Origin of the sequence: Klebsiella sp. RHBSTW-00484 (assembly GCF_013705725.1) — a bacterium.
Lineage (GTDB): Bacteria > Pseudomonadota > Gammaproteobacteria > Enterobacterales > Enterobacteriaceae > Klebsiella.
Genome location: NZ_CP055481.1, coordinates 1,632,337 through 1,647,309 on the forward strand (window position 1 = coordinate 1,632,337; position 14,973 = coordinate 1,647,309).

General features: G+C 51.2%; 14 protein-coding genes. 6 read left to right on the plus strand and 8 right to left on the minus strand.

Annotated features, from left to right (window positions below):
* The first annotated feature begins 313 nt into the window (after positions 1–313).
* The gene (locus HV213_RS07900) at positions 314–1,612 is read left to right on the plus strand and encodes an MFS transporter (protein WP_181485280.1); all 1,299 of its coding nucleotides are present in this window, start codon (positions 314–316) and stop codon (positions 1,610–1,612) included.
* Between the two features lies 1 nt (position 1,613).
* Here HV213_RS07900 and HV213_RS07905 read toward each other — a convergent pair whose 3' ends face one another.
* The 5 genes from HV213_RS07905 to trxC all read right to left on the minus strand — a co-directional run bounded on the left by HV213_RS07905 (position 1,614) and on the right by trxC (position 7,338).
* Entirely contained in the window at positions 1,614–1,940 is a 327-nt protein-coding gene (locus HV213_RS07905) for a YfiM family lipoprotein (RefSeq protein WP_181485281.1), read from the minus strand.
* 41 nt (positions 1,941–1,981) lie between these two features.
* On the minus strand, positions 1,982–3,337 hold the full coding sequence (pssA, locus tag HV213_RS07910) for a CDP-diacylglycerol--serine O-phosphatidyltransferase (RefSeq protein ID WP_181486358.1): 1,356 nt from the start codon (positions 3,335–3,337) through the stop codon (positions 1,982–1,984).
* A 114-nt stretch (positions 3,338–3,451) separates the two neighbouring features.
* Positions 3,452–6,109 carry a bifunctional acetate--CoA ligase family protein/GNAT family N-acetyltransferase gene (locus HV213_RS07915; RefSeq protein WP_181485282.1) on the minus strand — a complete coding sequence of 886 codons (2,658 nt, stop codon included), beginning with the start codon at positions 6,107–6,109 and terminating at the stop codon, positions 3,452–3,454.
* A gap of 35 nt (positions 6,110–6,144) precedes the next feature.
* Entirely contained in the window at positions 6,145–6,843 is a 699-nt protein-coding gene (locus HV213_RS07920; RefSeq protein WP_181485283.1) for a tRNA-uridine aminocarboxypropyltransferase, read from the minus strand.
* Positions 6,844–6,912: 69 nt separating this feature from the next.
* Complete coding sequence (gene trxC / locus HV213_RS07925) at positions 6,913–7,338, minus strand: thioredoxin TrxC (RefSeq protein ID WP_004104599.1); 426 nt, start codon at positions 7,336–7,338, stop codon at positions 6,913–6,915.
* 203 nt (positions 7,339–7,541) lie between these two features.
* Between trxC and HV213_RS07930 the strand changes: the two genes are divergently transcribed.
* Positions 7,542–8,612 carry a tRNA/rRNA methyltransferase gene (locus HV213_RS07930; RefSeq protein ID WP_181485284.1) on the plus strand — a complete coding sequence of 357 codons (1,071 nt, stop codon included), beginning with the start codon at positions 7,542–7,544 and terminating at the stop codon, positions 8,610–8,612.
* Between the two features lie 109 nt (positions 8,613–8,721).
* Here the strand turns inward: HV213_RS07930 and ung are convergent, their stop codons facing one another.
* Positions 8,722–9,411 carry a uracil-DNA glycosylase gene (gene ung, locus HV213_RS07935; protein WP_181485285.1) on the minus strand — a complete coding sequence of 230 codons (690 nt, stop codon included), beginning with the start codon at positions 9,409–9,411 and terminating at the stop codon, positions 8,722–8,724.
* A 311-nt stretch (positions 9,412–9,722) separates the two neighbouring features.
* Here ung and grcA point away from each other — a divergent pair, with 311 nt between their 5' ends.
* Positions 9,723–10,106 carry an autonomous glycyl radical cofactor GrcA gene (gene grcA, locus HV213_RS07940; protein WP_110272046.1) on the plus strand — a complete coding sequence of 128 codons (384 nt, stop codon included), beginning with the start codon at positions 9,723–9,725 and terminating at the stop codon, positions 10,104–10,106.
* A 44-nt stretch (positions 10,107–10,150) separates the two neighbouring features.
* On the opposite strand, the gene srmB is transcribed toward grcA, so the two are convergent.
* On the minus strand, positions 10,151–11,482 hold the full coding sequence (gene srmB / locus HV213_RS07945; protein WP_181485286.1) for an ATP-dependent RNA helicase SrmB: 1,332 nt from the start codon (positions 11,480–11,482) through the stop codon (positions 10,151–10,153).
* A 132-nt stretch (positions 11,483–11,614) separates the two neighbouring features.
* On the opposite strand from srmB, the gene trmN reads away from it, so the two are divergent.
* Positions 11,615–12,352: a tRNA(1)(Val) (adenine(37)-N(6))-methyltransferase TrmN gene (gene trmN / locus HV213_RS07950; RefSeq protein ID WP_181485287.1), complete on the plus strand. Its 738-nt coding sequence runs from the start codon at positions 11,615–11,617 to the stop codon at positions 12,350–12,352.
* On the opposite strand, the gene nadB is transcribed toward trmN, so the two are convergent.
* On the minus strand, positions 12,337–13,956 hold the full coding sequence (nadB, locus tag HV213_RS07955; protein ID WP_181485288.1) for an L-aspartate oxidase: 1,620 nt from the start codon (positions 13,954–13,956) through the stop codon (positions 12,337–12,339). The two genes, trmN and nadB, sit on opposite strands and share 16 nt — an antisense overlap.
* Before the next feature lie 285 nt (positions 13,957–14,241).
* On the opposite strand from nadB, the gene rseD reads away from it, so the two are divergent.
* Both rseD and rpoE read left to right on the plus strand, forming a co-directional pair.
* Positions 14,242–14,382: a rpoE leader peptide RseD gene (gene rseD / locus HV213_RS07960; RefSeq protein WP_167492730.1), complete on the plus strand. Its 141-nt coding sequence runs from the start codon at positions 14,242–14,244 to the stop codon at positions 14,380–14,382.
* A complete protein-coding gene (gene rpoE / locus HV213_RS07965) occupies positions 14,379–14,954 on the plus strand; it encodes an RNA polymerase sigma factor RpoE (RefSeq protein WP_110272050.1) in 576 nt (191 codons plus the stop codon). The genes rseD and rpoE overlap by 4 nt, the downstream gene beginning before the upstream one ends.
* Positions 14,955–14,973: the final 19 nt, after the last annotated feature.

Consider the following 14,973-nt stretch of genomic DNA (forward strand, 5'->3'; position numbering starts at 1 on the left):
TAAGTGAAGAGCCCATCCTGACGGATGGGCTTTTTGCGTTTTTGCTGCATAAGAATCGATCTATCAACGGCAGTATTTACATTCCTCTTTTGCAACATTAAAACCTGCTCAGCTTTACTCGCCGCCATATTTCACTTTTTCCTTGCCTACGTTCTGGCGTTAATTTTGAAAAAATACCTCACCGGAAAAGTGTGACTATAATCACATATAAAACAATAACAATTATATAACATTTTATTCACTAATTGATTTGCCGGAGTGCTGTGACACGCTCGACAAGGCAGATTGCCGTCTTTGCTGGAGCAGAATTATAATGACAGAAGGTAGCATTAATGCACGTGGTTCACTCGAACAAGGGGATACCCGGCGTCGTATATGGGCAATAGTAGGTGCATCTTCAGGGAATCTGGTCGAATGGTTTGATTTTTATGTCTACTCATTCTGCTCTCTTTATTTTGCGCACATCTTCTTCCCCTCTGGAAACACAACAACTCAATTGTTACAAACGGCAGGTGTGTTTGCTGCCGGTTTTCTGATGCGTCCGATAGGAGGCTGGTTGTTTGGTCGCATTGCCGATCGCCGTGGACGTAAAACCTCCATGCTTATTTCAGTTTGTATGATGTGTTTTGGTTCACTGGTGATCGCCTGTTTGCCAGGCTATGCAACGATAGGCACATGGGCACCGGCGTTACTATTGCTGGCTCGTTTATTCCAGGGGCTTTCTGTTGGGGGGGAATATGGCACTAGTGCAACTTATATGAGTGAGGTCGCCATTGAGGGAAAGAAAGGCTTCTATGCCTCATTTCAATACGTCACTCTGATTGGTGGCCAACTACTGGCAGTACTTGTCGTTGTCGCTTTGCAGCAGATACTGAGTGATGAGGACCTTCATGCCTGGGGATGGCGTATACCTTTTGCCCTCGGTGCGGTGCTAGCCATCGTGGCCCTGTGGCTTCGTCGTCAACTGGATGAAACCTCAAAGCAGGAAAATCGTGCGTTAAAAGAGGCGGGATCGTTTAAAGGGTTATGGCGTAACCGCAAGGCTTTTATGATGGTGCTGGGTTTCACCGCTGCCGGCTCGCTGAGTTTTTATACCTTTACAACCTATATGCAGAAGTATCTAGTGAATACGGCGGGCATGACGGCCAACACTGCCAGTATGATTATGACCGCTGCGTTATTCGTATATATGCTGGTTCAGCCCCTTTTTGGTGCACTTTCAGATAAAATTGGCCGCCGTAGCTCGATGCTTTGTTTTGGTGTGCTGGTAACAATCTTCACTGTACCTATTTTGAATGCACTGCAAAAAGTGAGTTCGCCGTATGCGGCATTTGCCCTGGTAATATGTGCACTGCTCATAATTAGTTTCTATACCTCAATCAGCGGGATTCTGAAGGCAGAAATGTTTCCGGCCCAGGTGCGCGCGTTAGGGGTAGGGTTATCTTATGCAGTTGCCAACGCGCTGTTTGGCGGCTCGGCGGAATATGTTGCCCTGTCACTAAAGTCGGCCGGGATCGAGCACGCTTTTTACTGGTATGTCACCGTGATGGGGGTTATTGCTCTCTTGGTTTCTCTGGCATTACACCGTAAAGGTAAGGGCCTGCGTTTATAGGCTATTGGTGTGCTAACTGCCATACGGCGAAGCCCGTAGTCGCACCAGCCACATCCCAGGCGAAATCTTTCCAACTCCAGCCGCTTCCTGCGGGGCGGCTGTCCCACAACTCTTTAGATGCACCTAAACTCACGGAAAACATAAAACCGATAGCGGCACTACGATCGCGGCTATAACCCTGGTGCTGGGCATATTCATTACCTGCAGCAGAGAGCATTGCTGAGGCGAGGAAATGCTGTGCTTTATCCTGGCCTTTCCAGGAGTCATTAGCCATATGACTGCAACCGGTTAGCAATAATAGCAGAGCGATAATCACGATAATGCGCATATAAAATCCACAAAAAACCCCACATATAGTGGGGCGGAAATTCAGAGGATACGGCTAATAAGACGGTCGATTCGGATACGTCTCAAGCGTCGAATTAGCTTGCGAACTTTTACCGGGTAATCAGCAATGCTTTGCAAATCACGGTAGTGTTGGACGATTGTCGTATGCTTGCGAATGAGATTAAGTTCTTTTTCACGCATTGCGCCAAGTTGATGTTTCGGATCGTGGATAAGAATGGCATTTTCCAGATCAAGTCGCCATGCGCGAGGGTTCAGGTTATTCCCAGTCAGCAACATCCATTCGTCATCAACCCACATGCCTTTCAGGTGGTAGCTGTTATCGTCATCTTTCCATAAACGGACAATCAGTTGGTCAGTATTGACATAATACTGCAGTCGACTCAGGAAGCGACGCAGATTAATTTCATAGAGATAGGGAAGTGCGCCGATGATTTTAAACGGCTGATCTTCTGGGATATAGAAATCGTTGGCCGTTTTATCGCCGACAATAATTTCAACTTTCTTTCCGCTACGTAGTAGTTGAATGATATTACGCACTAGTAGAGCAGGTAGGTTGAAATAAGGTGTGCAGATGGTCAGCTTGTGCTCCGCACAGGGCATTAGATGGAAGATAGTTTTATTTAGCAGGCTTGATTTGCCTAAGCCAACCAGTGGTGTTACTGATAACTGATCTTCATCGGCGTCGCCGAGAAAATGATAGCTGCTATCGCGAAGTTCCTGACGATACTGACGGATATCATTTTTGATTTCCGGACTTTTCGGTCGATCGGCTTTGTCCAGGCGATTAACCCCACGACCTTGCACCAGGTTATTCTCAACCCAATCGAACATAACATCGGCCATTTTACCGTTGCGAATGCACTGGTAGCGGTCATAGCGATACTTATCGTGTTGATGCAGGTAAACATCATTCAGACTCGCGCCGCTGTAGAGAACACAATCATCAACGATAAAACCTTTGAAATGGAGAACGCCGAGTGCCTCCCGGGTATTTACCGGAACGCCATAAACCGGAATATCGACGCCGGGATTTTCCTGTGCCATACGGCAATACCAATCGGCATTGGTGTTTGAGGCCGCGGCACCTATACGACCACGCTGGGCTCGATGCCAGTCGACCAGTATCCGAACATCTAATTCTGGACGCTGACGTTTAGCGTCATACAGTGCCTGCAAAATTCCTTTGCCGCCATCATCCTGTTCCAGATAGAGCGCAATAATGCAAATACGCTGGGTGGCTTGAGCTATCTTTGCCAGTAACGCTTGCCGAAAATCTGCGGGAGCGTAAAAGAACTCGATATCATCAACTGACTGAGAAAGCTTAGGGAGTTGGGCAAGGTGTTGTTGATGTTTATTACGTTTAAATTTTGACAACATCACAGTGCGTTTCTTCTCTGTTTATTGAAGGGTCTTCTGTACCATGCAGACGACGTAAGCGGGCAATAATACCATTACTACCCGTTAAAGTAGTCAACAATTGCGCTCACCCGTTTATGATTGCGCTGGTGCAAGTTGTAGAGACAAACTGACAATTCCATCTTCCAACTGGATATCAACCGTGAATCCCAGCTTTCTGGCGAGGCCGATCATGCCTTTATTGTTAGGCATTGTGATGCCGTTAAGTCGTTGCAGACCGTGGCTTTGCGTATAAGCAATTAATTTTTCTAGTAGCCTACGGCCTAAACCCAGACCTTTCAGGTCGGAGCGTACCAGCACGGCAAACTCGGCATCGATATTATCCGGGTCGGAGATCGCGCGAGTTACCCCGAGGATCTCATTTCCCTCTGCCGTTGCACGCACGGCAACAAAAGCCATTTCTCGATCGTAGTCGATCTGCGTCATATTGGCTAAATCGTCATGCGTAAATTCATTGATTTCGCTGAAGTAACGATAGTAAAGATCTTCCTTCGTAACCTGCCCGATAAAGGCCAGCAACTGCGGCTCATCTTCTGGAAGAATAGGGCGAAACAGGCAACGTTCGCCATTTTTCATTACCACCCACTCTTCCTGCTGTTGCGGATAGGGACGCACAGCCAGGCGACTTTCGCTATCGCCGGTAAAAGGGGCAAGACTTAACGTGACATCAAGCGCAGTAAACTCGTGACCGGAAGCGAGTAAAGGATGGATGTCCAGGCGCTGAATCTCCGGGCAGTCGACAATTAAATTAGATACCTGTACCAGCAATTGACTCAGGCCAGGAATGTCTAATGGTCGTAGTGCGCTGCGACCGCGCATTTTTTTACTCTTGATTGCCTGAATGACCAGATAGCGTGCCAGGTTCATATTCAACGGCGGTAGCGCGACGGCAGCCTGATCTTCTGCACGCCACTCGACGCCGCCTTCCCCCAGCATGATCAGTGGCCCGAAGACCGGATCGTGCTCTACTACCACTCGAAGCTCCTGTGCCCCGGCGCGGTTGGCCATACTTTGTACCAGCAGTCCGTGAATACGCGCCTGCGGCCAGGTCATTTTCACGCGATCGATAATGGCATCCGCCGCCTGCTGTACTTCGATGGCAGTACGTAGATAAAGCATAACCCCCTGAACTTCTGACTTATGGGGGATATCCGGCGAGCGTAGCTTCAGCGCTACCGGATAACCAATCTGCTCGGCGATATGTACTGCTTCGGCACTATCTGCAGCAATCCATGTCGGCAGAGTATGGATGCCATAAGCGCGCAGAACGGGGCTTACTTCATGGGTATCCAGCGATGTTGCGCCTTCATTGATTGCGCGCTGCAGCAAGTCTCGGGCTTCAGCCGTGTTGGTGGTTAACGAGTCTGACAGGACCGGTGTTTCACGGAGCTGTTTTTGGTTACGTCTGTATTCCACCATGTGCATAAAGGCGGTAATAGTGCCCTCGGGAGTCCGATAAGTCGGTAGGCCCGCATCGCTAAACAGACGCCGTGCTTCTTGAGAAGAGAATTCACCACACCAGTTGGTGAGAACGGTAACGTATTTACCGCGTGGGTGGCGTTTCAGGGCATCAATTAGCGCCAGTGCGCTTTCCGTTCCCGGTGCGGCGGCGCTTGGGGCATGGATCACCAGCAGTGCATCATAGTCATGGCTATCAAGCAGGACGTTAAGCGCCTTAAGGTAATGCTCGCTACTGGCATCATCGCGGAGATCTAAGGGGTTGGCGATACCGATGCCAGCAGGTAATACCTGGCGCAGTTTGTCGCTGGTCTCTTCGCTGAGAGCAGCAAGTTTGCCATTGCGCAGCCAAAGCTCATCCAGCGCCAGCGCCGCCGGAGCGGCACCGTTACTGATAATCATCAGTTTTTCGCCGCGCAGGGGGCGCATATGGCTGAGGGTTTCGACAGCAGAGAACAGCTCATGTGTGTCCTGTACCCGCAATAAGCCCGCACGCTGAATGGCAGCATCCCATGCAGGATCCATTCCTGAATTAACGTGCAGCAGTTTCTGCGCCGCCGGACTACGCCCGCTTTTAATCACCAGGATAGGTTTATTACGCGATGCGCTACGCGCCGCCGAAACAAAACGGCGGGCATCACTAATATGCTCAAGGTAGAGCAGAATGGCACTAGTCTTGCTATCGCGAGCAAGGAAGTCGAGTAAATCATCGACGTCGATATCCAGGCTGTCACCCAGTGCTATAAAGTAAGAAAAACCCATCTCTCGCTGCTGCGCCCAGTCGAGGATAGTGTTAGAGACCGCTGCTGACTGGGAAATAAACGCCAGTTTGCCGCGATGAATTGGAACCGGAGAAAAGCTGGCATTAAGCCCCTGCCATGGCGCAAGCAGGCCGAGACTGTTTGGCCCGAGCAGGCGCATTTGATAGCGGGCGGCACACTTAAGCAGCGCAGGGTATTGGTCGGGTATTGAAGACAGAATTATGCAGGTTTTACACCCTTTTTGCCCCAAAGCTTCCAGCAACTCAAGGTTTCTCCGGGCATTAGTGCATAGCACAGCAAGATCGGGCGTAAAGGGCAGACTGTCGATAGTCGGCCAGGCCAGCACGCCCTGAACCGCTTTCCACGCTGGCGTCACAGGAAGAACGGGGCCATTAAACCCGCCAGCCAGCAGGTTGCGCATCATCAGATAACCGGCGCGCTGTGGTTTCATTGATGCGCCAATAACGGCGATCGATTTTGGCCGCAGCAATGCTTCCAGGCCTCGTTGGCTCATACCGGTCTCCTTAAATCTCCAGTGACCGAATGATTTTAAACGTTTTCTGTCGGGTGTGCTGTGATGCTGCCCTTATGCTGCGTTTTTCCTGCCAGATAGCGTGCTTTGAACAAGCTAAAGTGATCGCCAAGCGCCGCAGCCGCGGGTTTATCTCCCGCGAGATCCAGCAACGCAATCGCCACTTCGGCAGTGCAGTATTGCCCTTGTGCATGGGCTTCCCGCAGGTGGTAAGCAGAGATGCGGGACAGGTCAACGGAAATAATCGGCAGTGCATCAAGCCAGGGGCTTTTACGGAACATTTTTCGCGCTTCGGGCCAGGTTCCATCGAGCATAATAAATAGCGGCGGTTTGCCCACAGGCGGTGCATCAAGTACCTGACGTTCGGTGCCGGCATAAGAAGCAGGAAAAACCACCATTGGCTGATAATGAGGGTCGGCAACTAAATCGAGCAATGCCTGTGGTGGTTCAGTACGGGACCACTGGAACGCTTCGGTATCCGGGAGGGTATCGGCAATAAGGCGCCCGGTATTGCTGGGCTTCATCGGCTCGGTATCGAACATTACCAGACAAAAACGACTGGAAGCGGCAACCGGGTTGAGGGTCTCGCAAAGGCACTCTTTCAACGGCAGCAGGCAACGCTGGCAGCGGTGAATACGGTTGCCGCGAGCAAGGAAAGGCCGGGTGGCGCGAGCGAGGCGTTCGGCGCGAAGGCGAAGGACGGCGTTATCAGTCATGGAGATCGCTAAGAAAAAACGCCATTGTCGCAGAGGTGAAAACGGGGCACAAGCGATGCCCCGTCAGGTTTACTGCTGGCCGGCTTCGTTTAGCCAGCTATCGAAAGGCGCTTTAGGGACGGCACCGTTCAGCATGTCGATGACTTCGCCATTTTTAAACATCATAATGGTCGGGATGCTACGAATGCGAAAGCGGGCGCTGAGTTCCCGTTCCATTTCGGTATTCACTTTCACGAAACGCATTTCGCCACTGCGTTCTTCAGCCACATCTTCAAAGATCGGCGCGAAGTTCCGGCAGGGGCCGCACCATGGCGCCCAGAAATCGACAACGACGGGGAGATCGTCCTTCAGTAGTTTATCCAGCGTTGCCCCGGTCGCGTTGATTACGTCACCGTCAAAAAGATCGTGACCGCAGCGTCCGCATTTCGCGCCATCGGCGCTACGATCGTCGGGGATGCGGTTCAGAGCCTGACAACTGGCACAAACGGTATTCATAACTAACCTCTGGTTATGGGTTGCAGCGCGGCACGTGGCCGATTTGTTTCTGTAATGTTACATATTATTGATGAGTAGCTATTAAAGGACAATGTGTTTTGTTCGATGAATACGATAGACCCAGGCTTTTAAATGAAATAATGGCTAAGTGGTGACACATCGGGTAATCTGCGCGCTTCGCGCAGCGCAGGTGGAGAAAATTGATGAGCGACGAACTGAAAAATAAAAGCGGCAAGGTCAAAGTGATGTATGTCCGCAGTGATGATGATTCTGAGAAACGCACCCAGAACCCGCGTACCGGGAAAGGGGGAGGTCGTCCAGGAAAATCACGCGTTGACGGCCGCAACCGCCCTGCGCGCGATGAAAGAAGTAGCCGTGGTGGTGATCGTAAACGTGACGAGCGCAAGCGCGATGATTTCGGTGGTGAAGGTTCCTCACCGTGGCGTACCGTGTCTCGTGCGCCTGGTGAAGAAGCACCGGTAAAAGCCGATCACGGTGGGATCAGCGGTAAAAGCTTTATCGATCCGGAAGTGCTGCGCCGTCAGCGCGCGGAAGAGACCCGCGTTTATGGTGAGAATGCCTGCCAGGCTTTATTCCAGAGCCGTCCGGAGGCCATCGTGCGAGCCTGGTTTATCCAGAGCGTAACACCTCGCTTTAAGGAAGCCCTGCGCTGGATGGCGGCAAACCGCAAAGCCTATCACGTGGTTGATGAAGCGGAACTGGCAAAAGCTTCAGGTACTGAACATCATGGTGGCGTTTGCTTCCTGATTAAAAAGCGTCATGGTACATCGGTTGAACAGTGGGTTGCCAAAGCTGATGCTGAAGATTGCGTTCTGGCGCTGGAAGATGTGGGTAACCCGCATAACCTCGGTGCTATCATGCGTAGCTGCGCACATTTCGGTGTTAAAGGCGTTGTTGTGCAGGATGCCGGAGTACTGGAGTCAGGTGCTGCAATCCGTACAGCGGAAGGTGGCGCAGAGCACGTTGAGCCGATCACTGGCGACAGCTTCATTGATACGCTCGAGAGATTCCGCAGCGCGGGTTACGCCATTGTTTCTACTTCCAGCCATAACGGTACTCCGCTGTTTAAAGCCGAACTGCCGAAGAAGATGGTGCTGGTGTTAGGGCAAGAGAGTGATGGTCTGTCCGATGCGGCGATCTCCAGTGCCGATCTGAATGTAGCTATCGAAGGGACAGGTAATGTGGAGAGCCTGAACGTTTCCGTTGCTACCGGCGTATTGCTGGCAGAGTGGTGGCGTCAGAATAAGGCTTGATACCTTAATTCAAAGTAAAAAATGCCAGCATAGCTGTAATGCTAATGCTGGCATTTTTTTGTCCTGATTCTGAGTGATGGCTGGTCCGTAGATTCATACGGACAGTCATTTACTCGCTTTCAGTCGGTAGCACCGGTACCCAGTCAATCGGTGCTTCACCGCGTTCGGCCAGCCACTGATTGGCCTGGACAAAATGGTTGCTGCCAAAGAACCCGCGATGGGCGGAAAGCGGTGATGGATGCGGCGCTTTCAGTACACAATGGCGCTGACGATCGATAATTGCCCCTTTCTTTTGCGCATGTGACCCCCACAGCAGGAACACCACTCCTTCCCGATGCTGGTTGATCAATGAAATCACTTTATCGGTAAAGGTTTCCCATCCGAGGCTGGCGTGAGAGTGTGCTTGTCCCGCACGTACCGTTAATACGGTATTGAGCAGCAGCACGCCCTGACGCGCCCAGCTTTCGAGATAACCGTGAGTCGGGCGCTGAAATCCAGGTATCGTCCCTTCCAGTTCCTTGTACATATTAAGCAGTGATGGTGGTGTCGCAATTCCAGGTAGAACAGAGAAGGCAAGGCCGTGAGCCTGCCCGGGTCCGTGGTAGGGATCCTGGCCCAGAATCACCACTTTGACATCGCTTAATTCGGTGTAACGAAACGCATTAAAGACATCTTTTTGCGGTGGGTAGATGGTGATGCCAGATTGGCGTTCTTCTGCCACGGTTTTTAGGGTGTTAACAAAATAAGGCTGCTGCTTCTCTTCTGCCAGTACATCGTGCCAGATTAATGGGGTGGTCATTTTGCTCTCCTGCAAAGTGTCATTGCCATAGCTTAACTGCATCTTTCTACAACACAAAATTTGCGCCACGCGATTGACGTTCTGCATGCAAAAAAAATTGAAATTTTACAAATTTATTTAGTGTTGGATATGGCGTAACTTGATGTAAAACAATAATATCCACTCATACCCACTTTCATTGAGTGGTTTTTGTTGATTTAAATCAATGAATGCCGGGTGCCCGACTGTTATATATACACTCATACAACAATGGTTTTACCAATTGGCCGCGAAGGCCAATAATCGAATAAACACTGCCCGGGAGGCATCAAATGATTACTGGTATCCAAATTACTAAAGCTGCAAACGACGACCTGCTGAACTCTTTCTGGCTGCTGGATAGCGAAAAAGGCGAAGCACGCTGCCTGTGCGCCAAAGCCGGTTATGCTGAAGATGACGTGGTTGCGGTAAGCAAACTGGGCGAGATCGAATACCGTGAAATTCCGGTAGACGTGAAACCGGAAGTTCGCGTTGAAGGTGGTCAGCACCTGAACGTAAACGTACTGCGTCGCGAAACGTTGATGGATGCGGTTGAACATCCGGAAAAATATCCGCAGCTGACTATTCGCGTATCTGGTTACGCGGTACGTTTTAACTCCCTGACTCCGGAACAGCAGCGCGATGTTATCGCCCGTACTTTTACCGAAAGCCTGTAAGATTAAGTTTTGATGTGAAAACGCCGGGATATCCCGGCGTTTTTTTACTTTTCGTTTGGCTGCTGTGGCGTATCGCTCCCGCTTGCCTTGCGACGCTTACCAATGTTCTTGGTATCACGGTGACGTTTCTTCACGCGCGGCTTCTCTTTATCTTTCTCTTTTTTCTCTGCACGCTTCGCTAATACTTTCTTAGACGGCTTACCAGTCTGCTTCTCGCTCGGTGCGCGAGTCGTTGGGCGCAACTCATCGATGACTCGGGCTTTTAACGGCTCTTCAATATAACGGCCAATTTTGCCCAACAGCAGGTGGTCATGAGCCTCAACCAGAGAAATGGCGACGCCTTTTTTCCCTGCGCGACCCGTTCGACCGATGCGGTGTAGATAGGTGTCGGCGGTACGCGGCATGTCGAAGTTGATGACGTGACTCACATCCGGAATATCGATACCACGTGCAGCGACATCAGTCGCAATCAGCACATTCATACGACCGTCTGTCATTCGTTTAATTGCTTCGTTGCGCTTCGCCTGAACCATCTCACCTTCAAGCCAGCAGGTATTGATACCCGCTTCACGCAGCCAACCCGCCAGTTCATGAACACGCTCGCGTTTACGCACAAAGACGATAGAACGCGTGGCATCTGGTTGCTTCAGTAAATTTACGAGCAGCGCGGTTTTGTGTTTGATGTCATCAGCACGGTAGTACCACTGATGAATTTTCTTACGCTCGCGAGTGGAAGGGGTGGCAGAGACTTCAACCGGATCTTCCAGCAGACGTTCAGCAAAGTCCTTAATCGCGTCGCCTTCAAGAGTCGCGGAAAACAGCATGGTCTGCTTACGCCAGCGAGTTTCACCAGCTATGTGTTCAATATCCTGGGCGAAGCCCATGTCGACCATGCGATCTGCTTCATCAAGGATTAGCGTTTCAACGGCGCGGCAGTCGAAGTTTTCTTCTTTAATGTATTGCAGCAGGCGTCCGGTGGTCGCGACCACGATATCTTGGTTTTCACTGAACACTTCCGCGTGGTTCATATACGCTACGCCGCCGGTAATAGTGGCGATATCCAGATGAGTATGTTTTGCCAGTTCACGCGCATGGTCAGCAACCTGCATCGCCAGCTCGCGAGTCGGCGTCAAGATGAGAATGCGCGGCGGACCGGACTTCTTGCGTGGAAAATCGAGCAGGTGCTGCAACGCTGGCAGCAAATACGCCGCTGTTTTACCGGTGCCGGTCGGGGCTGAACCGAGAATGTCACGGCCATCAAGCGCAGGCGGAATAGCGGCGGCCTGAATGGCTGTCGGGCGTGTGAAACCTTTATCCTGGAGCGCTTCCAGTAGGTTTTCGTCGAGTTCAAGTTCGGAAAAAGTCGTTACAGTCATGATCTACCTCTGAGTGGACCGCCGATTATAGACGTTACGGACGCAATGTTCATCTGTTTGTAAGGCTATCTGTTCTCCGGTATTGTGCATAGCCTTAAGCCCAGGAGTTTTTTGCCCGCAAGGTTATCGAGGATGTCTCAGTCGAAGTTTGCGCTGCCGCGCAATGGTTTTACATTTAAACAATTTTTTATTGCCCACGATCGCTGTGCGATGAAGGTGGGCACTGACGGCATTTTACTTGGCGCATGGGCTCCGATAGCGCAGGTTAAGCACGTACTGGATATTGGTACTGGCAGCGGCCTGCTTGCGCTAATGATAGCGCAGCGAACCGTGGAGGCGGTCACTGTTGACGCTGTAGAACTGGACGAAGATGCGGCAGAACAGGCGCGGGAAAACGCTGAAGAATCCCTGTGGTCCGGACGTATCCAGATCCACCAGGCTGATATTCAGCAATGGCAGTCGCCGCAAACCCGACGCTACGAACTGATTGTCAGCAATCCGCCTTTTTTTGCTGAAGGTGTCCCTTGCGCGACCTCACGGCGTGAGCAGGCCCGCTATACCACCACGCTCGATCACACAACGCTGTTAACCTGTGCCGCTGAATCCATTACGGAAGAGGGATTTTTTTGCGTTGTGTTGCCGGTTGATGTCGGCAATGCATTTGTTCAGCGGGCGCAGAATATGGGTTGGCATCTACGTTTACGTACCGACGTGGCGGAAACGGAAATGCGTCCACCGCATCGGGTTCTGTTGGCTTTTTCGCCGACAGCGGGTGAGTGCTTTAGCGACAGGTTGGTTATCCGTGGGCCAGAGCAGCAGTATTCCGAAGGATTTACCGCTCTGACCGAGGATTTCTATCTTTTTATGTGAACCAGTGGCGACAGCACTGACGGTCCGCTAGTCGGCAACTGTTCCGGATAGTCCAGCGTATAGTGCAGACCACGGCTCTCTTTACGTAGCATGGCGCAGCGCACAATCAACTCGGCAACCTGGACCAGGTTACGCAGCTCCAGCAAATTATTGGAGACGCGGAAGCGGGTGTAATATTCGTCCAGTTCCTGCTGCAGCATAGTAATGCGTCGCAGGGCGCGCTCAAGTCGGCGGGTGGTGCGCACAATGCCGACATAATCCCACATTAATAAGCGCAGCTCATGCCAGTTATGTTGGATAACAACAAGTTCGTCGGGGATCTCGACCTGGCTTTCGTCCCATAAAGGAAGCTCATTGACTCTCTGCGCGAAAGGCATGCGCTTAACGATATCTTCGGCTGCGGACCAACCGTAAACAAGACACTCCAACAGCGAGTTTGAAGCCATGCGGTTAGCGCCATGTAATCCGGTATAGCTGACTTCGCCGATGGCGTACAGGCCGTCGACATCAGTACGTCCGTTATCGTCAACCATCACACCGCCGCAGGTATAGTGAGCAGCCGGAACAATAGGCACCGGCTCTTTTGTCAGATCGATTCCCAATCCCAGTAACTTCTCGTAAATCATCGGGAAATGGTGGCGAATAAATTCTGCGGGTTTATGGCTGATGTCGAGATACATGCAGTCGACGCCAAGGCGCTTCATTTCATGGTCGATGGCTCGGGCGACCACATCGCGGGGGGCCAGTTCACCGCGTTCGTCAAAGTCCGGCATAAATCGTGTGCCGTCCGGGCGCTTCAACAGTGCGCCTTCACCGCGCAAGGCTTCTGTCAGCAGGAAATTGCGCGCCTGCGGATGGTATAAGGCGGTGGGGTGAAACTGATTGAACTCAAGGTTGGCGACACGGCAACCCGCACGCCAGGCCATGGCAATCCCATCACCGGAAGAGACGTCTGGATTTGTCGTATATTGGTATACCTTAGCCGCGCCTCCGGTAGCCAGTACCACCGCTTTTGCGCTACAAGTTTCAACCGTCTCCTTATTTCGATTCCAGACCCAGGCTCCTACCACGCGACGCGTACCCGGCAGGCCGATTTTATCTGAGATAATCAGGTCAACGGCGTTGCTGCGTTCCAGCACGCGGATGTTGGGATGAGAAAGTGCTTTGCTGACCAGCGTTGTCTCTACGGCTTTACCCGTCGCATCGGCTGAGTGGAGAATTCGGCGGTGGCTATGACCCCCTTCTCGGGTCAAATGATAGCTTTCAGCCCCATTAGCCTGAACCTGAGTATCAAACAGGACGCCCTGATCAATAAGCCACTGAACGCAGGGTTTAGCGTTGCTGGCGACAAAAGAAACGGCATGGCGATCGCAAAGGCCGGCTCCGGCAACCAACGTATCTTCTACATGGGATTCAACGCTGTCGGTTTCATCGAAGACGGCGGCGATCCCGCCTTGAGCATAGAAAGTTGACCCTTCACTGATAGGGCCTTTGCTCAGTACCGTGACTGTGCAGTGTTCCGCCAGCCGCAAAGCAAGGGACAATCCGGCAGCACCGCTGCCAACAATCAGTACATCACAAGAGGAATCAGAAGTTGTGTTCATGAGTTTTGTTTAATTTACTAAACAGGATTGCAGCACAATAGCACCAGCTTGCGCTGAATCGTACATTTTTTTTACTCAATGTTGTGGCGACTAAACATGACGCTTTGATGGGATGGGCTGTAAATGTAAGAAAAGTTTTGCGAAGCAACTCGTTAGCTTCAGATTTTATAGTGAAATAAAAGTCGGGTTACGTTACCCTTCTGGCGGGCTTTGCGCTTTTTCTTATTATCTTACATATCGTTTAGCTACCGGGGCATATAATGAGAGATAACGACCCGTCAGCCGGTGCCAGACGAAAAAAAAAGGCGTAACGGAACTTTATTGTTTTCAGACACTCCAACCCTCAGCTTGCTCATTTATGCAGTCATTGGGTGGTGTTTTGAATACGCATGGGAATTGGGTTTGGGGAGACATTACCTCGGATGAGCGAGCAGTTAACGGATCAGGTCCTTGTTGAACGGGTCCAGAAAGGAGATCAGAAAGCATTTAACCTGCTGGTGGTACGCTATCAGCATAAGGTTGCAAGCCTGGTCTCCCGCTACGTGCCACCGGGCGATATCGCTGACGTTGTTCAGGAGTCGTTCGTAAAGGCATGGCGTGCGCTGGATTCTTTCCGGGGGGATAGTGCTTTTTACACCTGGTTATATCGTATCGCCGTCAATACGGCGAAGAATTATCTGGTTGCTCAGGGACGCCGTCCGCCATCCAGCGATGTTGATGCCAATGAGGCAGAAAATTTCGAAAGTGGTGGGGCATTGAAAGAAATTTCGAACCCTGAGAACTTAATGTTGTCAGAAGAGCTGAGACAAATAGTTTTTCGTACCATCGAATCGCTTCCGGAAGATTTACGCATGGCAATTACCTTGCGGGAGTTGGATGGCATGAGCTATGAAGAAATAGCCGCCATCATGGATTGTCCGGTGGGCACAGTGCGTTCGCGTATCTTCCGGGCACGAGAAGCTATTGATAATAAAGTTCAACCGCTAATCCGGCGTTGACGATAGCGGAATACTGGAA